This is a genomic window from Virgibacillus sp. (genome assembly GCF_013393565.1).
In the GTDB taxonomy this organism is placed as follows: Bacteria; Bacillota; Bacilli; order Bacillales; family Amphibacillaceae; genus Virgibacillus; species Virgibacillus dokdonensis.
Genome location: NZ_JABXHF010000039.1, coordinates 1 through 16,813 on the forward strand (window position 1 = coordinate 1; position 16,813 = coordinate 16,813).

The window sequence follows — 16,813 nt, forward strand, 5'->3', positions numbered from 1 at the left end:
GCAACTTTGCCTGGTAGTAATGGCGGAGAGGTCACACCTGTTCCCATGCCGAACACAGTAGTTAAGCTCTCCAGCGCCGATGGTAGTTGGGACTTTGTCCCTGCAAGAGTAGGACGCCGCCAGGCAACTTATATTAAAAAAACTGACTCATTTTCTCACGAGTCAGTTTTTTTAATATGTTAGGAAATTAGGTTCTATACTAAATGTGGTGGCACTTCTTTGTGCAGGAAAAGACCAAAAAACACGCAGTCCTCCCTGCTTTAATAACCTTGAGTTGCAGACAAAAAGGTAAATAATAAAATATCATCTTATCATAGATCTATTGGGTAAAAGATAAACAAGTAGAAGTATGGAATATAAAATAAGCAATATGATATTTTTGATAAAGCTTTATATCAAGGAGTATTTACAAACACGTGATATGAGTGAAGTTCAAATAATCGTGATGGATTTGTCTAAATCCTTTAAACAAGCTGTATAAAAGCATTCGGCAATCCATTGATGATTGCAAATCGATTTCAATATTTGTGGCAAAAGTATTGGGCATTCGATAAAGTGCGCCGAGAAGTTTAAAAGGAGTTAGAAAAAATTTATAGCAAAAAAAGTTCTTTTGCCCATTATAAAAGGAGCTGTTTTTCCTTTCTTAAAGTTCATTACTATGTAACTTAAGTAAGGAAAAACGGCACCTTAAAGTATTTTGGTTTTATTACGTTAAGATTAAACTACGCCTTCTTTATTGTTTAATGCCTTACTATTTTTGCTTAGACTGTCCGTTATAGATGTTATTGCTCCATCTCCCGTAACATTACAAGCCGTCCCTAAACTATCCTGAGCTAAATAAAGGGCAATCATAAGTGAGACCATTACGGAATCAAAGCCTAACATACTTTCTAAAAGGCCAATTGCTGCCATTACTGCACCTCCTGGGACTCCAGGAGCTGCAATCATTGTTACACCTAGCATTAAAATAAACGGAAATATACTTCCAAAAGTAGCAACTTCACCTTGTAAGAACAATACAGCTAATGCACAGCTTACAAGTGTAATAGTACTTCCAGATAAATGAATATTAGCTAGCAAAGGTACCGTGAAATCCGCAATACTTTCCCGCACTTTTAGTTTTTTAGAGTGTTTTAAAGTGACAGGGATGGTAGCCGCTGATGATTGAGTTCCTAGCGCAGTAAAATAGGCTGGAGCCATTGTTTTTAACATAGATACAGGATTTTGCTTGCTTAAAGTTCCCGCAAGTGTATATTGTACTAGTAAGTAAAGTAAGTGCAAAATAATGATCATTACAAAGACTTTAGCAAAAACGGATAATATAGTACTCACCTGTCCAGCAGCAGTCATATTAGCAAAGATACCAAAAATATGAAATGGTAATAGTGGAATAATAACTTTTTCAATTACTAAATGAATAATGTCTCTAACATCTAGTGACAATTGGTAAAGCGTGTCCCCTTTAATCGCGGCAATTCCTAGACCAAGAACAAAAGCTAGTAATAAAGCAGTCATAACCCCCATAGGTGGTGGCATTTCAATCTCTATAAATCCACTACTTAAAGCTTTAGTTGGATCAGAAAATGATTGTAATGATTGCTGACTTAATAAGTTAGGGTAAATGGTCTTTGCAGAGAAAAAGGCAACAATACCAGCAATAACTGTGGAAGAATATGCAATAAATGCTGTTAGACCTAATAGTTTCCCTGCGCCCTTACCTAGTGATCCGATACCAGGGATAATGAAACCGAGAATAATTAACGGGATAATAAAACCTAAAAAGTTTCCGAACAGATCATTGAATGTTGCGAAAACACGGATAAACCAGTCATTTGCAAACGATCCAATTGTAATACCTAACGCAATAGCGATAACAATACGTATTAGTAATCCAAAACCTTTCAACTGTAGTAACCTCCTTGATATAATACACTCTATTTTACACAAAACATATAAATTAGTCTATTATATATAATCAGAAAAAAAATACCATTCTGTTGTATTATATTTTGTTAAGTTTGTCAATATATATAGTTAACGGTCATATCTTGTGCTTTTAACGCAGATTTTTTAGAGAATACTTTTGAGACAAACCATTGTATTTAGCCTTTTAATCGAACTGGGGACGGTTTACACTTGATTAGAAAAAAATAAGGTAAGGTGAGGATATCTAAATAGTCCACAACAAATTAAAAGCGCGCCTCATTTAGCGCGCTCTGCCTATTTTTAGCTCATTCCATAAGGACCCATTTGTTGTGAACCTCCACTGCTTCCAGCATTGGAATTCGACATTTGTGATACAAAAGGAATCATTTTTTGCATGGTTTGACCAAAATTTTGATTGTTTTTCGTCATTGTATAAAATGTTGCAGCACCGACACCTACCGAAGCGATAATTGGTATCCACATTCCATTTTTTTGCACCATTATCCGTCCTTTCTTTGCCCTTAGAAATGATTATAGACATTATTAGATTCGGCGAAACATAATATTTAATACAAGGTATCAATTGCCAGCTTGTAGTTCCAGAGCTGCGTTTATACCAGCTAACCTACCAGTAACAAGTGCTGATGTAATATTATAACCACCAGTATAACCATGAATATCTAAAATCTCTCCACAGAAATATAATCGTTCTGTTTTTTTTGATTGCATGGTATTTGGAACTATTTCTTTAATGGAAACACCGCCTCCAGTAACAAAAGCTTTTTCTAAGGGAAGTGAACCATGTACGTAAAATGTAAAATGCTTGCATTCATGAATAAATTGCATAATCCATTGCTTGGATAAATTTCCAGCTTTTTGTTCTTCGTACATGTTGTGACGGTTCAATAAAAAGATAATTAATTTTTCGGGGGCGAACCCTTTTAATAAGTTTTTGACTGTTTTTTTAGGAGCTTGGTCAATCATATCCAAAAGTTTATCCATAAGTTCTTTCTCCGTAGAATTTGGAAAAATATCTAATACCATAGGCACTTCGCTTCGCCCTTTTCTTAGCTCCTTTACTACAAATTGCGAGCACCGTAATACAGCTGGCCCTGATATTCCAAAATGAGTGAAAATCATGTCCATTTGATGGGAAATAATTGTTTTTCCTTTTTTGTTAAGAACAGATAAACAAATATTACGTAATGAAATACCTTGTAATGATTTATTTCGAATAAATGCTTCTTCAGATACTAATGCAACCTCTGTAGGGTATAGCTCTGTAATTGTATGACCTGCTTTTTTTGCCCATGCATATCCATCCCCAGTAGATCCTGTGTAAGGGACCGCTTTGCCTCCTACTGCGACAATAATAGCTTTAGATTGCATTTTTTTACCATGTGGAAGGATAACAGTATGGTTTTTTTCATCGTAATGGATTGCTTCTACAGCAGTTTCCAATTTCACATTAACATTTAGCTCGTCTAAACGTCTTAACAACGCATTCACTACAGTTTTAGATTGATTGGATACTGGAAACATTCTTCCGTGATCCTCTTCTTTTAGAGGTACTTGTAATGTAGTGAAAAAATCAATAATGTCGTAATTGTTGAAAACAGAAAAAGCACTATATAGAAATTTTCCATTACCTGGAATGTTTTTTATAATTTCTTCCTGAGGAAGTCGATTTGTGACATTACATCTCCCGCCACCAGAAATCGCCAGTTTTTTCCCTAACTTCTTTCCTTTTTCAATCAATAATGTGTTGGCACCATGCTCAGCAGCAGCTATTGCTGCCATCAATCCTGAAGGCCCTCCACCTATAATTGTTACGTCATAGGACATTGATATTCATTCCTTTCCGCTAGGTATCGTACCATGAACTAGAAAAAGAAACAATTTTTTATTACACTATAGGAAGTAAAAAGGGAATCTATCCACGCAAAGGAAAAAACGGCTACAACGTAGGTTTTATAGTATAAAAGTCATTACAACCATTCTCATATAAAAACTGCCGATAAACAAAAACAACGTTTTAATGCACAATATAAGTTAATTTGTAATATAATGTTGTTATTTATACGGAAGAAATAAATAAAAATATGATAGAATAGTGCATATGTGTAATTTGAAATACAAATTACATCGTAAAGATTTTACTAAATGTAGATAATGCAGGTGAAAAAATGTCGAATATTGTACGTGGAACGATGTTGCTAACGGGAGCAACATTTCTCTCTAAACTATTAGGAATGATTTATGTCATTCCATTTAATGCTTTAGTTGGAGCAACAGGAGGTACGTTGTTTTCACTAGCTTACACTCCTTATAACATATTTATTAGTCTCTCAACTGTTGGAGTACCATTAGCTGTATCAAAATTTGTTTCCAAATATAATGCAGTCGGAGATTATGAAACAGGAATGCGCATGTTCCGTACTGGAATGACTTTAATGGTTACTACTGGAATCATAGCCTTTTTGGTCCTCTTTTTTAGTGCGGATTTATTAGCAACGGGAATGATTACGAGTGAAAATGCAGACGAGCTCTCGAGATCTGATGTCGCTTTTGTTATTAAAATGGTAAGTTTTGCTTTGATTTTAATTCCGGCTATGAGCATTGTGAGAGGCTTTTTCCAAGGGTACAATTCCATGGGGCCTACAGCTATATCTCAAGTCATCGAACAAATTGTACGGATCTTTTTTATTTTGGCAGGATCATTCGTTATTGTAAATATCTTAAATGGATCAGTCATTGCTGCTGTCGGTTTTTCTACTTTTGCTGCGTTTCTTGGGGCAGTAGCTTCTTGTCTTGTCTTATACATTTATTGGCAAAAAAGAAAGCCGTATATTGATAAACAACGCAAGCAACAAATATATATGTACGATATCAGCACAAGCGATATGTTTAAAGAATTATTTCGTTACGCAGGACCATTTGTATTAGTTGGATTAGCTACTCCGTTATATCAATTAATTGATCAGTTCACGTTTGAAAGAGCAATGGTTGCTAATGGGGAGGGAGATATTTGGTCTTTTTCCTATTCCGTCGTGAATTTCTATGGACATAAGCTAGTTATTATCCCTGTAACTATAGCAATAGGTTTATCATTAGCTATTCTCCCTGCAATGACCAAAGCATATACACAAAATAATAAGCAACTGCTAAAAAATCAAATAAGCCAAGCACTACAAATTGTTATGTTTTTAATTTTGCCTGCAGTTAGTGGACTATCATTATTATCCACGGAAGCTTATGGAGCGTTATTTGGATTAGAAAAAATTGCTATTTCTGGTGAGTTATTAGCTTGGTATGCACCTGTTGGTCTATTTTTCGGGCTATTCACCGTTACCTCTTCCATATTACAAGGTGTTAACCAACAGCGATTTGCTGTAGTTAGCTTATCTGCGGGTGTACTCGTAAAAGTGTTATTAAACATACAGCTTATTTATATGTTTGGTGCTAAAGGAGCTATCTTTGGGACAGCATTAGCAGCAGGTATTGCTACTATCCTCAATCTATGGCGCATTCGTTTAGCTGCTCAATTTTCTTATAAACCATTAGTAAAACAAACGACATTAATTATCATTTTTATTGCAATTATGAGTGTGGCGATTAGTTTAGGAAAATATTTATTAGGTATGGTCGTTCCAAATAATCGAGTAGGTATGATAATTACATTAATTGGCTGCGTGAGTGTTGGTGGGCTCGTTTACTTGTGGTTAGCTTATGCATCTACATTATTAGAGCGGGTGCTTGGAAATCGGGTTCGGTTTTTAGATAAAATCTTTAAGTGATAGGGGGTATTATTATGCGCCTTGACAAATTTTTGGCCAATGCTGGATTGGGAAGTAGGAAAGAAGTAAAAGCTTTGTTGAAAAAACGATGCGTTATGGTAAATGGTCAATTAGCCAAAGATAGTTCCGTTCACGTTGATGAAATCAATGATAGTATTGCAGTAAATGGAAAGCCGATTTATTACCAAAAATACACATATATTATGTTGCATAAGCCTTCTGGTGTGATTTCTGCTACAGCAGATAAGCAAGATAAAACGGTTATTGAATTACTATCTCACGAATTACAAAAGTTTAAGCCGTTTCCAGTGGGGCGACTGGATAAGGATACAGAAGGCCTGCTTATATTAACGAATGATGGTCAATTAGCACATGAGTTATTGTCTCCCAAAAAGCATGTAACGAAAACGTATTTTGCAAAAATTAAAGGGGAGGTAACAGAAGCTGACTGCATGGCTTTTGCCAACGGTGTGACATTGGATGATGGCTATAGAACAAAACCTGCAACATTACGTATTTTGAAGCAAGCTGCACAATCAGAAGTTGAAATTATGATAACTGAAGGGAAGTATCATCAGATTAAGCGAATGTTTCGAGCTGTTGATAAACAGGTAGCATATTTAAAACGGACAACAATGGGGAAATTACACCTTGATAAGGCTCTTAAAAAAGGAGAATATAGGCAGTTGCGTGTTGAAGAAGTGAAGTTATTACAGAATTCATAAACTTTACGTATGTTTCTATAGGGGATTTTATTAAGGAGGCTCATAATGGCAAGGTTACCACATTATTTTATCGCCATTCCGTTAACTAAAGAAGTTCAAGTTATGTGTAGCGATATGCAGACATTCTTAAAACAGAAGCTACCTTATAGGGAGTGGACAAATAAGCTTGACTTTCATATTACTTTAAAGTTTTTAGGGCCTGTATCCGATAGTAAAGTATGCCACCTGATCAACAGACTACAACGAGTTCATTTTTTACCTTTTTATTTAACAGTAGGTGGAGTAGATACTTTTGGCTCTTTTGAAAGACCAAGGGTAATTTATTCGAAAGTACAATTAAATGATACGTTAACAAAGCTAGTAAATCAGGTTGAGTTTGAAGCAAAAGCAGAAGGTTTTTTAGCGGAAAAACGGTCGTATATTCCTCACATTACATTAGCTAAAAAATGGGATGGATCAGCTCATGTAGGCAATGAGATGTTAACCGAAGTGAAAAATAAGGATTACCCAGTAATGTTATTGTATGTGGATCATTTCGTATTATATCAAACATTTCCAAATCAACAGCCGAAGTATAAAGTAAAAGCTCATTTTACACTATAGAAAAGTAATATACGAAAGGCTTATTGTATAAGCTAAAAGCAAGGGGTGAAAACACTGGCACAATTAATTAAATTACAAGATTATATTTCTAGATACGAATGGAATCCTTATCGCTACCCAAGTCAATTTATTCGCTTAAAGAAAGAAAACTGGCGTCATTTGAAAGAGATGTGGGAAAAAGAAAAAAGCTTGCCACCATTACATGAGACAGAAATAGTAGATCAGGTCGAGCAATATTCAAGATGGAAAGTGTGGAAGCGCAAATCAAAAAAAGAGGAAGTTTCTCATGAAGAAGATGAGAAACTGACCCTCCCAGAAACGGAACAAGGCCTAAAGCAGTATTATTTAAATAAATTATTACACTTACAAATGAAATGGGCTACGTCTACGGTAACAGAGGTTTCTTTTGTTGATAAACACTGGCACAATGACATGGAAATCAAGTATTTCTTACAACGGTTCCCTGATACTTATTTAATTTTGTATTATCCGATATTCGAGATTAAAAAAGCGCCGGTTGAATGTGAGATAATTTTAATAACACCAATAGGAATTGAAATAATTAGTCAGATAAAAGAAGAAATCGGTGCGACATTTATAGCGCAGGATACACGAACATGGATAGTAGAAAAGGGAGATCATAGGGAAACATTATTAAATCCACATATCGCTTTAAAGCGGACGGAAAATATTATAAAAGGAATTCTTTCTCATTATGATTTAAACTTTCCCATTACAAAAGTTATTCTAGCTAAATCAAACCCTGTCCAGTTTGTAACGGAACCATTCCAAACTAAAATTATCGGTAGTCACCAATATCAAGATTGGTTTGCGCAAAAAAGAAAGATTACTTCTCCATTAAAAAATGAGCAGTTAAAAGTAGCAGAACGTTTATTAAAACATGTGCAAACCACCGCGGTTAAAAGGCCAGAATGGGAAGAAGAGCGAGATTCGTTTGAGTTTGTTGGCGAAGAATTTTAAAAATAATAGTTGCTGACACTATAGGAAAGTAAGGCTTATAGATATGCCAAATTTTACTAATCATGAAAAGAGCATACATAACTTTTTATTTATTTACTGGTAAGGTTTATTTTTAAATAGTTCTGATGCATTGAACAGAAACGTGTTATAACAGTATCTTTAATGATGTAACATTCTTTATAATTATAAAGGATAATGTTAGACCACCTAATTGGATAACAGTGAGTTGGGTGCTATTTCTAAAAGAAGTTGATTTGTTGAAAAGCAAATAATAGATTCAGATTTGTATTTTTGTACAAATATAGATAAAATATATTATTGAACGCTAAAATTTGAAAGATGTGAGGAATTTATGGTGAACTGGCTGAAGCGAGTTCTAGGTAGTGAGTGGGAAATAGCTCCAGCAGGTGGGCTTACAGGAGACGCTTATCTGGCAACGAAAGGTAACCAGCGATTATTTTTAAAACGTAACTCATCTCCGTTTTTAGCCGTCTTATCGGCGGAGGGAATTGTTCCAAAATTAATCTGGACAAAAAGAATGGAAAATGGTGACGTCATTACAGCTCAGGAGTGGCTAGAGGGAAGAGAGTTAAAACCAGTTGAAATGCAACATTTACGCGTTGCTGATTTATTACGAAAAATTCACCAGTCCTCTGAATTGTTACATATGCTCATGCGTTTAGGGAAAAAACCTATTACATCAGACGAAAGCTATGATATTATAAAGGAACGTTTGCAACGCACGAATTTACATCATACACATGAACAAGTGGTTATTGCGTTACAATACTTAGAAAAACTGCTCCCTATTACAAGGAAGCGAAAACTTGTTGTCTGTCATGGAGATTTGAATCATAATAATTTACTACTGACAGAGGAAGGGCATTTATATCTTATCGATTGGGACAGTGCATTGATTGCTGATCCAGTTGTAGATTATGGAATGATTCTCAATTGGTATATTCCCCAAGAAAATTGGAATGAGTGGTTGCGACAATACGGTATTGCAACAGATAATCATTTGTTTGGGCGTATGCATTGGTATCTATTACTGGATTCTCTACATTACTTATGCTGGCATAAAGAACGTGATGAAGATGCTAAGTTTGTAGACCGTTTAAACGAGTTAGATATTTTGAATAAACAAATAGAAAGATTAATGTAAATTTGTTTGATGAAGCGCATCAATCCATGCAGCTAACTGTGTATTGTTGGCCACAATATGTGCTTCCATATTTTGTGAAGATTCACCGTTCTTCCCGTAGTCGTAAATTTCAGGAAGTAACTCCTGTATCTCTTGATTGGAAATAGAACTATTTTGCATAAGAGACTTCACAAGTCTGGTTATTTGTTGATATTCAGAGACACTACCACAAAGGTCGGTTCGATGTTCGTCTAATAAATCTATAAGCAAAGTTAGTTGATTATTTGTATTTAATTCCATATCAAATCACCTCTAAATATAGTATGATTCACATTTATTTTTCTATACTTGAAAACAGAAAGAGAGGATTTTATATATGCGTCAGCGACATAAGCCGTGGGCGGATGATTTTTTACAAAAACATGCAGACACGGTTATTTCCAATCCTTACAACTATAACGGTAGGTGGCAGGAAGTGTTTACGAATCATGATGCTCCTATTCACCTTGAAATAGGAACAGGTAAAGGGCAATTTATCGTTGAAATGGCTAGACAATACCCAGATGTTAATTTTATCGGTATTGAAGTAGCAAAAAGTATTATTGTAACGGCTGCTCAAAAAGTTGTTGATGCAGAAATGCCGAATATTCGCTTAATCCATGTTAACGCTGAAAACTTAACGGATTTGTTTGCAAGAGACGAATTATCCTTGATTTATTTAAATTTTTCAGACCCTTGGCCAAAAAATCGGCACGAAAAACGAAGATTAACCTATTATACTTTCTTAGAAAAATATCAACAAATTTTAAAACCAAACGGTGAAATTGTATTAAAAACCGATAATATGGGATTGTTTGAATATTCATTAGAAAGTTTTTCACAAAATGGACTGCAAATAGAAGAAGTGAATCTAGATTTGCATGGAATAGATGATCCTACAAATCGGATGACGGAATATGAAGAAAAATTTACAGCAAAAGGGCAACCCATATATCGTTGTCGCGTAAAGAATACGGAGTCTGTAAACCTGTAACAGTTTGGCGAGTTTGTTGTACACTCGCTAAGCTGTTTTTGCATTTGGGAAAATATACAATTGAAGGTTTATGGTATAAGGAAATGGTGTTTTTAGACTTGGAGATAATCCAGTTATTTCTAATAAAAAAACCATTTCTATTACTTATAAGTATGTTTATCATTTAAGGCACTGTAAGTGAAAAGTATTTTACGAAATCAATAAGGTTCTGATAAGATGTATAATAAAATGAATGCGTTTTCTTTTTTGCTTTATAGGAAAGTACAAAAGTTTAAAGTATAGCATAAGCAAAACTACAGCTACCGCTAAAAAGATTTGATGGTAGGCCAAGTTTTCTTGCTTTTAGGGAGGGATTGGATGGAGAAGTTAAAGCTAGGAAGAGCAACTTTGACATGGCTTCAAGGAGGAGTAATCCATTTAGATGGAGGGGCGATGTTTGGAGTAGTACCTAAAGTACTATGGCAGTCAAAGTACCCGACAAACGAGTGGAATCAAATTGAGTTACGAACAGATCCGATACTATTACAACTGGATGGAAGAAATTATTTGATTGATAGCGGAATTGGGCAAAATAAATTGACAGAGAAGCAACAGCGAAACTTTGGGGTTACAGAGCAGTCAAAGGTTGTTTATGATTTGGCTGTCCTTGGATTAGCACCAAATGATATCCATGGTATTTTAATGACGCATATGCATTTTGATCATGCATCGGGTTTAACTTTTCCTGTGGCGGCGGATGCATATGAATCTGTATTTAAAAAAGCTGTCATTTATGTAACAGATATAGAATGGAAGGAAATGAGAAACCCAAATATTCGATCTAAAAATACTTATTGGAAGAGCAATTGGGAAGCAATAAAAAAACAAGTTCAACCATTTTCACACGAAATCGAAATTACAGATGGGTTAAAAATGATTCATAGCGGCGGTCATAGTGATGGTCATAGCGTTATTGTTTTTGAAGAAGGAGATACATGTTGGATTCATATGGCGGACATTATGCCAACCTATGCACATCAAAATAAATTATGGGTACTAGCCTATGATGATTATCCGGTAACTTCTGTTTATCAAAAGGAAAAATGGATGGCTTATGGATATCAAAGGCAGGCATGGTATACATTTTATCACGATGTGTATTATCGAGCGATAAAATTTAATGGACTGGGAAATTGCGTGGATCAATTAGTACGTAAGTAGTATATGGAGCAGAGTCGTAACTTCTGTATGTATCAAAGCCAAATAAGTGAAATAGGTTAACCTATTTCACTTATTTGATAAGTACTAAACCTGTTTATGTTGTTTGTACGGCGTCAATCACCGCACCAGTTTCAACATCTACATAAAATTCATACTGCTTGTTTTCCCCGTCTAAATTCCGTGTAACTCCACCACGATAAGCATCGTAGAGAAGGCCGTTTTTCTCTACTTCTTGTGGTTGCATATAAATCCAAGAACCGCTAATTGGCCCTTGCTTCTTAAATGTTTCTTTTGCATGGTTTAATGCTTTCTCAGGAGTAACTTTTTGCATTTGATCCAGTTGTTGCTTTGCAAGGTAGCCTACAGCAACGCCAAGCCCTGCAGCAATAACTGCTTTTTTTACACCCATTATTACTCACCTCTTACTATCAATTTAAGTAATCGCTTTACAGTTTCTTATCTGCTAGTATACCGTATTTAGAATAAAATAGAAAATAAAAAATGCTCCGTTTAATATATGGAAGACTGCTGGTTAAAGCCTCTGATTAGCAGTAACTATATACTATAGTCAATAGCATCGGTTTATAAACACTAGATATACCTATATCATCAAGGAAAATTAAGGTATTGATATATATAAGTTTGCTAAGCTAAGTAGATGTTTTCAAAGTATAATTTATATGGATGATATGTAGTAGGCTCTTTAATGAGACAGGGGCAAATTCCTTGAAATGAAAAAAGAAACGTGCATATGTAATATGAAAATAATATGGATATATCTTTTTACGCAAAGAAGAATACTGGAAATCTAAGCATTCCTTCAAGTATACTTAATACTATACATAAATTGAAGGTGGGATACAGGAATGAATCAAGAAACATTGTCCTTATTTAAACAATTGACAGAGCTTCAAGGTGCGTCAGGCAATGAACATGCTGTGCGTTCATTTATGAAACAAGAGTTATCCAAATATGCCGATGAAATCATGCAAGATAATTTAGGCGGAATATTTGGTGTAAAAAAAGGATCAGGACCTAAAGTTATGGTAGCAGGTCATATGGATGAAGTTGGTTTTATGGTGACACAAATAACAGATAATGGCATGTTACGTTTTCAGCCATTAGGTGGTTGGTGGAATCAAGTATTACTTGCTCAGCGAGTACAAGTTATAACAGATAATGGGCCAGTTGTTGGTGTAATTGGTTCAATTCCACCTCATAATTTAACAGATGAGCAACGCAAAAAGCCGATGGAAATAAAACATATGCTCATCGATATTGGTGCTGATGATAGAGCGGATGTTGAAAAAATAGGTGTTAAACCAGGGCAACAGATTGTCCCTTTAACGCCATTTACGCCGATGGCAAATAGTAACAAAATTTTGGCTAAGGCATGGGATAACCGTTATGGTTGTGGATTAGCGATTGAATTGTTAAAAGAAGTGCAAAAAGATGCCTTACCGAATGAATTGTATGCAGGTGCGACAGTACAAGAGGAAGTTGGCTTGCGCGGTGCACAAGTTGCAGCTAATAAAATTCAACCAGACATATTTTTTGCATTGGATGCTTCTCCTGCTAATGATATGTCAGGGAAAAAAGATGAATTTGGGCAATTAGGTAAGGGTGCATTATTGCGTATTTTTGACCGAACAATGATTACACATCAAGGCATGAAAAATTTTGTTCTCGATACAGCAGAGAGCAACAATATACCTTATCAATATTTTATCTCGCAAGGTGGAACAGATGCAGGTAGAGTCCATGTAGCAAACCAAGGCGTTCCTTCTGCAGTCATCGGTATATGCTCGCGCTACATTCATACATCATCTTCTATTATACATGTGGACGATTATGCAGCTGCTAAAGAATTACTAATCAAGCTTGTCAAATCAACAGATCAAACAACGCTGGATAACATCCATCGTTCCGTTTAATGGATATAAAGGTAATAAAGCAAATGAGGATTATAATTGGTTCAAAGAATAAAGCAAAAATTAAAGCTGTCGAAAAAGTTTTTCCAAATGCTTCTATTACATCCAAAGGCGCTTCATCAGGAGTGTCAGCACAGCCCTTCTCTGATGAAGAGACGAAGCAGGGCGCGATTCATCGTGCCCTTCACTGTATTCAAGGGGAAACAAATACATTTGGGATCGGACTAGAAGGTGGCGTCATGTTTATTGGTAATAAATTATACCTTTGTAATTGGGGAGCGCTAGCGTTACCGGATCAACTCTATACAGCTAGCGGTGCTCGCATTCTTTTGCCACAAGAAATTACCAAGGAACTTCTAAAAGGCAGAGAACTTGGTGAAGTTATGGATGCATTCGCCCATCGAAAGCAAGTTAGACAAAAAGAAGGAGCAATTGGTATTTTTACAGCAGAGCGAATATCTAGGATAGACATGTTTTCTCATGTGATAGAATTATTGCGTGGACAATGGGAATATAATCAGCTCTAAAATACTACATATGTTGCATTATAAAAAGCCTGTAGTTATCTACGGGCTTATATGCTGTTATTCTAATTTGTAAACTGATTTAACCGTGTCGACGTTATTATTTATTAGTAGATAATGTAGAGCACCGATGGATTTACTGTGAACGTATAGAAAGAAGTTTATACCAATAGAGGTTAGAGCAACGTAACGCCAAGCCTTGTAAGTTAGAAAAATGAATTGATTATTGGGCAACCAGTGGGAGAAAATCCCACTGGTTATAAATCCGTTTATTCAAAAATGTATGCAATGACGTCTAAAGCCTGCTCCACAGTTTCAACGGTCACATTTGCTTTTTCCGACAGTTCCTTGAGAGGATGAATTAAAGATTTCGGTCGAATAATTATTGTAGGTTTATTTAACGTAATTGCCTGACTTGCATCCATTGCTGTATTCCATTGTTTATAGCTTTCCCCAAAGAGTGCGATAACAATATCAGCTTTTTCCATTAATACTTGCGTACGAAAATTATTAATGCTTGAGGCAGCCTCATCTTTGTAGAGAGAATCAGGTTGTTTTCCTAAAATAGCTTCTCCGATATTGTCAGATCTTTCATGATTGGTTTGCGGGGCAACGAATTGTAACGGCAGTTCTTTTGTTTCTGCCAACTTTTTTACTTCACCGCGCCAGTTATCATGTATTTGACCAGCTAAATAGACAGTAAGTTCCATCATATCTCCTCCTTGTATAATTACATCTATCGTAACTGAAAACAGTGCGTTTGAGAAGTTCCGTCGTTTTTAGTCCGGACATAATTGCTTGAAAGAAGCGAGTTGACAAAGTTAACTGAATAACAAGCGATACCTTTACCTCGCTATAGAGGGGGTAATGTTAGGGTTATCGTGTTAGCTTCTAAGTACAATGGTTGAAAGAAACCATGCTTGCAAAACTTATTTAAAAGAGTATTCAAGTTCAAGTCGTTTTAATTTTATCCTAATTCATAGTAAGATAGATGTTGAAAAACTAGAACGTTGGTGGAGACGGAGGATAGTGTGTGTGAGACAAGTATTGCCTGTAGTTAGCATACAGATAAAACGTCCTGTGAATGGAAACAAAGTTACATGTGTTTTCAATATAACTTAATATATACATTGAAGGAGTAGATAACCGTGAAAACGTTGACGAAACAAGAATCATTTACACAAGTAATAAATCAAGGGAAGGTTGTGCTTTATTTTACAGCAGGATGGTGTCCAGATTGTACGGTAATTGAGCCCATATTGCCAGAAATTGAAGTAGCTTATCCTGATTATTTGTTTATAAAAGTAGATAGAGATGAATTTATGGATATTTGTCAAGATTATTCTATTTTTGGCATTCCTAGTTTTCTTGCGTTTCAAGATGGAGAAGAAGTAGGGAGATTTGTAAGTAAAGATCGAAAAACAAAAGAAGAGATTATCCAATTTATGGACGGTCTTCCGAGCTAAAATTCTAGCTTAAAGTAAGGAGCGAGCAATATGCAAATGACAAGTATCAAATTAAAAAAGCTATTAGATGAACGGTTTCAAAATGACAATTGGCAAACGACGTATAATCGCGATAAAGATACTTTTCGGGTAGAATGGAAAGCATCGAAACAAGGAATTACTATTACTTTACCAAATGTTGTAGCGAAATATAATCAAAAAGGCGAATCAGTCATTGATGATTTAGAGGATCATGTAAAAGAAGCATTACGAATTATGAACGAAGAACAACAATTGGAAGGTATGGAAAAACAGATATTTCCAGTTATCCGGTCTACCTCATTTCCAACTAAAACGAATGCCAATAATAAGCTTATTTATAAAGAACATACGGCTGAAACACGTATTTTCTATGCTATTGATCTAGGGAAATCGTACCGTTTAATTGACCAATCGCTAATTGAAAAAGAAGGTTGGTCAGAGGAGCGAATTGATGAGATTGCATCATTTAATTTACGTTCTTTGCCAGTAGATTATAAGCATGATCAAGTAGCAGATAATGATTTCTATTTTCTTGCTTCCCAAGATGGCTATGACGCTAGTAGAATTTTGAACGAAGCGTTTTTGGAGGAAATGAAAGCAAATAGTAAAGGGGAAATGGCAGTTGCCGTCCCACACCAAGATGTATTTATTATTGCAGATGTGCAAAATAAAATGGGGTACGATGTTTTAGCGCAAATGACGATGAAATTTTTCGCTGAAGGTAGAATCCCCATTACTTCTTTGCCAATGATTTACGAAGATAAACATCTTGAACCAATATTTATACTTGCTAAGAATAGACCAGAAAAAGACAATTAAAGTAAAAAAAGGATGAGAAGGATGAACATATTTTATAACGTTGATGGTATTGGTGATGTATTGATTATACCGTTGAAAGAAGGAAATCGTTACCAAATTCAGCATGATAGAATAGGTGACATTGTACGAATAACGAATGAGCATAATAAAGTTATAGGCTATAATATTTTTCAAGCTTCTAAGCATTTTTCCTTTCTACAAGCAGGAAAAATGGCGTTAACAGAAGATATACTAAGAGAAATACAACAGCTTTTTGAAACGCATCAATTAAATGATGACCTTGATTTTGACTTAAGCGCTAAATTTGTGGTTGGCTATGTTCAAGAAAAAAAACAACATGAAAACGCAGATAAGTTGAGCGTTTGCCAAGTGGATGTAGGTGATGAAGTATTGCAAATTGTTTGCGGGGCGCCAAATGTAGAAGCTGGTCAACACGTTGTCGTGGCAAAAGTAGGTGCAACGATGCCAAGTGGGTTGAAAATCAAGCCAACTAAATTAAGAGGGGTGCCTTCTAATGGCATGATCTGCTCGCAAAAGGAATTAGGCTTACCAAATCCACCAAAGGAAAAAGGTATATATGTTTTAAATAATTCCTATGAAGTTGGATCAGCATTTAACATTTAATCTAACAAAGAAAACAACC

The 16,813-nt window shown here is 35.4% G+C and carries 18 protein-coding genes and 1 rRNA gene; 13 read left to right on the forward strand and 6 right to left on the reverse strand.

Annotation, left to right across the window (positions count from 1 at the left end; all coding sequences use genetic code 11):
• Nucleotides 1–9 precede the first annotated feature (9 nt).
• Nucleotides 10–125 (forward strand): 5S ribosomal RNA (gene rrf / locus HLX49_RS09785).
• Between the two features lie 592 nt (nucleotides 126–717).
• Here rrf and HLX49_RS09790 read toward each other — a convergent pair.
• The 3 genes from HLX49_RS09790 to HLX49_RS09800 all read right to left on the reverse strand — a co-directional run bounded on the left by HLX49_RS09790 (nucleotide 718) and on the right by HLX49_RS09800 (nucleotide 3,771).
• Nucleotides 718–1,905: a dicarboxylate/amino acid:cation symporter gene (locus HLX49_RS09790; protein WP_077703231.1), complete on the reverse strand. Its 1,188-nt coding sequence runs from the start codon at nucleotides 1,903–1,905 to the stop codon at nucleotides 718–720.
• A gap of 321 nt (nucleotides 1,906–2,226) precedes the next feature.
• Entirely contained in the window at nucleotides 2,227–2,427 is a 201-nt protein-coding gene (locus tag HLX49_RS09795; RefSeq protein ID WP_077703232.1) for a hypothetical protein, read from the reverse strand.
• Between the two features lie 78 nt (nucleotides 2,428–2,505).
• Entirely contained in the window at nucleotides 2,506–3,771 is a 1,266-nt protein-coding gene (locus HLX49_RS09800; protein WP_296361569.1) for a BaiN/RdsA family NAD(P)/FAD-dependent oxidoreductase, read from the reverse strand.
• Between the two features lie 341 nt (nucleotides 3,772–4,112).
• Between HLX49_RS09800 and HLX49_RS09805 the strand changes: the two genes are divergently transcribed.
• The 5 genes from HLX49_RS09805 to HLX49_RS09825 all read left to right on the forward strand — a co-directional run bounded on the left by HLX49_RS09805 (nucleotide 4,113) and on the right by HLX49_RS09825 (nucleotide 9,197).
• Nucleotides 4,113–5,723, forward strand: a complete 1,611-nt coding sequence (locus tag HLX49_RS09805) for a putative polysaccharide biosynthesis protein (RefSeq protein ID WP_296361571.1) — start codon at nucleotides 4,113–4,115, stop codon at nucleotides 5,721–5,723.
• Nucleotides 5,724–5,737: 14 nt separating this feature from the next.
• Entirely contained in the window at nucleotides 5,738–6,448 is a 711-nt protein-coding gene (locus HLX49_RS09810; protein ID WP_077703235.1) for a pseudouridine synthase, read from the forward strand.
• 45 nt (nucleotides 6,449–6,493) lie between these two features.
• Nucleotides 6,494–7,051 carry an RNA 2',3'-cyclic phosphodiesterase gene (gene thpR, locus HLX49_RS09815; RefSeq protein WP_077703236.1) on the forward strand — a complete coding sequence of 186 codons (558 nt, stop codon included), beginning with the start codon at nucleotides 6,494–6,496 and terminating at the stop codon, nucleotides 7,049–7,051.
• A gap of 45 nt (nucleotides 7,052–7,096) precedes the next feature.
• The gene (locus tag HLX49_RS09820; RefSeq protein WP_101933752.1) at nucleotides 7,097–8,032 is read left to right on the forward strand and encodes a hypothetical protein; all 936 of its coding nucleotides are present in this window, start codon (nucleotides 7,097–7,099) and stop codon (nucleotides 8,030–8,032) included.
• 352 nt (nucleotides 8,033–8,384) lie between these two features.
• Nucleotides 8,385–9,197, forward strand: a complete 813-nt coding sequence (locus tag HLX49_RS09825; protein WP_077703237.1) for a phosphotransferase family protein — start codon at nucleotides 8,385–8,387, stop codon at nucleotides 9,195–9,197.
• On the opposite strand, the gene HLX49_RS09830 is transcribed toward HLX49_RS09825, so the two are convergent.
• A complete protein-coding gene (locus tag HLX49_RS09830) occupies nucleotides 9,189–9,476 on the reverse strand; it encodes a YtzH-like family protein (RefSeq protein ID WP_077703238.1) in 288 nt (95 codons plus the stop codon). The genes HLX49_RS09825 and HLX49_RS09830 overlap by 9 nt on opposite strands.
• Nucleotides 9,477–9,552: 76 nt before the next feature.
• Between HLX49_RS09830 and trmB the strand changes: the two genes are divergently transcribed.
• Both trmB and HLX49_RS09840 read left to right on the forward strand, forming a co-directional pair.
• Nucleotides 9,553–10,209 carry a tRNA (guanosine(46)-N7)-methyltransferase TrmB gene (gene trmB / locus HLX49_RS09835; RefSeq protein ID WP_077703239.1) on the forward strand — a complete coding sequence of 219 codons (657 nt, stop codon included), beginning with the start codon at nucleotides 9,553–9,555 and terminating at the stop codon, nucleotides 10,207–10,209.
• A 357-nt stretch (nucleotides 10,210–10,566) separates the two neighbouring features.
• The gene (locus tag HLX49_RS09840) at nucleotides 10,567–11,409 is read left to right on the forward strand and encodes a YtnP family quorum-quenching lactonase (RefSeq protein WP_296361577.1); all 843 of its coding nucleotides are present in this window, start codon (nucleotides 10,567–10,569) and stop codon (nucleotides 11,407–11,409) included.
• 94 nt (nucleotides 11,410–11,503) lie between these two features.
• Here HLX49_RS09840 and HLX49_RS09845 read toward each other — a convergent pair whose 3' ends face one another.
• Nucleotides 11,504–11,818, reverse strand: coding sequence for a PepSY domain-containing protein (locus tag HLX49_RS09845; RefSeq protein ID WP_073009893.1), 315 nt, complete (start codon nucleotides 11,816–11,818; stop codon nucleotides 11,504–11,506).
• A gap of 457 nt (nucleotides 11,819–12,275) precedes the next feature.
• Between HLX49_RS09845 and HLX49_RS09850 the strand changes: the two genes are divergently transcribed.
• Nucleotides 12,276–13,343 (forward strand): M42 family metallopeptidase, encoded by a 1,068-nt coding sequence (locus HLX49_RS09850; protein ID WP_077703241.1) that lies wholly within the window; start codon nucleotides 12,276–12,278, stop codon nucleotides 13,341–13,343.
• Nucleotides 13,344–13,366: 23 nt separating this feature from the next.
• Nucleotides 13,367–13,867, forward strand: coding sequence for a DUF84 family protein (locus tag HLX49_RS09855; RefSeq protein ID WP_101933755.1), 501 nt, complete (start codon nucleotides 13,367–13,369; stop codon nucleotides 13,865–13,867).
• Between the two features lie 266 nt (nucleotides 13,868–14,133).
• Here HLX49_RS09855 and HLX49_RS09860 read toward each other — a convergent pair whose 3' ends face one another.
• Complete coding sequence (locus tag HLX49_RS09860; protein ID WP_077703243.1) at nucleotides 14,134–14,574, reverse strand: YtoQ family protein; 441 nt, start codon at nucleotides 14,572–14,574, stop codon at nucleotides 14,134–14,136.
• A 438-nt stretch (nucleotides 14,575–15,012) separates the two neighbouring features.
• Here HLX49_RS09860 and HLX49_RS09865 point away from each other — a divergent pair, with 438 nt between their 5' ends.
• Genes HLX49_RS09865 through ytpR form a run of 3 tightly spaced genes read left to right on the forward strand, consistent with a single transcriptional unit; the run spans nucleotide 15,013 to nucleotide 16,794 of the window.
• The gene (locus HLX49_RS09865) at nucleotides 15,013–15,330 is read left to right on the forward strand and encodes a thioredoxin family protein (protein WP_077703244.1); all 318 of its coding nucleotides are present in this window, start codon (nucleotides 15,013–15,015) and stop codon (nucleotides 15,328–15,330) included.
• A gap of 30 nt (nucleotides 15,331–15,360) precedes the next feature.
• Nucleotides 15,361–16,170 (forward strand): DUF1444 domain-containing protein, encoded by an 810-nt coding sequence (locus HLX49_RS09870; RefSeq protein WP_101933757.1) that lies wholly within the window; start codon nucleotides 15,361–15,363, stop codon nucleotides 16,168–16,170.
• A 21-nt stretch (nucleotides 16,171–16,191) separates the two neighbouring features.
• On the forward strand, nucleotides 16,192–16,794 hold the full coding sequence (gene ytpR, locus HLX49_RS09875; RefSeq protein WP_101933758.1) for a YtpR family tRNA-binding protein: 603 nt from the start codon (nucleotides 16,192–16,194) through the stop codon (nucleotides 16,792–16,794).
• The last annotated feature ends 19 nt before the right edge of the window (nucleotides 16,795–16,813 follow it).

Coding starts and splice junctions, on each gene's coding strand:
- HLX49_RS09795 (WP_077703232.1), bottom strand. CDS start 2,427: ATGGTGCAAAAAAATGGAATGTGGATACCAATTATCGCTTCGGTAGGT.
- HLX49_RS09800 (WP_296361569.1), bottom strand. CDS start 3,771: ATGTCCTATGACGTAACAATTATAGGTGGAGGGCCTTCAGGATTGATG.
- HLX49_RS09805 (WP_296361571.1), top strand. CDS start 4,113: ATGTCGAATATTGTACGTGGAACGATGTTGCTAACGGGAGCAACATTT.
- HLX49_RS09810 (WP_077703235.1), top strand. CDS start 5,738: ATGCGCCTTGACAAATTTTTGGCCAATGCTGGATTGGGAAGTAGGAAA.
- thpR (WP_077703236.1), top strand. CDS start 6,494: ATGGCAAGGTTACCACATTATTTTATCGCCATTCCGTTAACTAAAGAA.
- HLX49_RS09825 (WP_077703237.1), top strand. CDS start 8,385: ATGGTGAACTGGCTGAAGCGAGTTCTAGGTAGTGAGTGGGAAATAGCT.
- HLX49_RS09830 (WP_077703238.1), bottom strand. CDS start 9,476: ATGGAATTAAATACAAATAATCAACTAACTTTGCTTATAGATTTATTA.
- trmB (WP_077703239.1), top strand. CDS start 9,553: ATGCGTCAGCGACATAAGCCGTGGGCGGATGATTTTTTACAAAAACAT.
- HLX49_RS09840 (WP_296361577.1), top strand. CDS start 10,567: ATGGAGAAGTTAAAGCTAGGAAGAGCAACTTTGACATGGCTTCAAGGA.
- HLX49_RS09845 (WP_073009893.1), bottom strand. CDS start 11,818: ATGGGTGTAAAAAAAGCAGTTATTGCTGCAGGGCTTGGCGTTGCTGTA.
- HLX49_RS09850 (WP_077703241.1), top strand. CDS start 12,276: ATGAATCAAGAAACATTGTCCTTATTTAAACAATTGACAGAGCTTCAA.
- HLX49_RS09855 (WP_101933755.1), top strand. CDS start 13,367: ATGAGGATTATAATTGGTTCAAAGAATAAAGCAAAAATTAAAGCTGTC.
- HLX49_RS09860 (WP_077703243.1), bottom strand. CDS start 14,574: ATGGAACTTACTGTCTATTTAGCTGGTCAAATACATGATAACTGGCGC.
- HLX49_RS09870 (WP_101933757.1), top strand. CDS start 15,361: ATGCAAATGACAAGTATCAAATTAAAAAAGCTATTAGATGAACGGTTT.
- ytpR (WP_101933758.1), top strand. CDS start 16,192: ATGAACATATTTTATAACGTTGATGGTATTGGTGATGTATTGATTATA.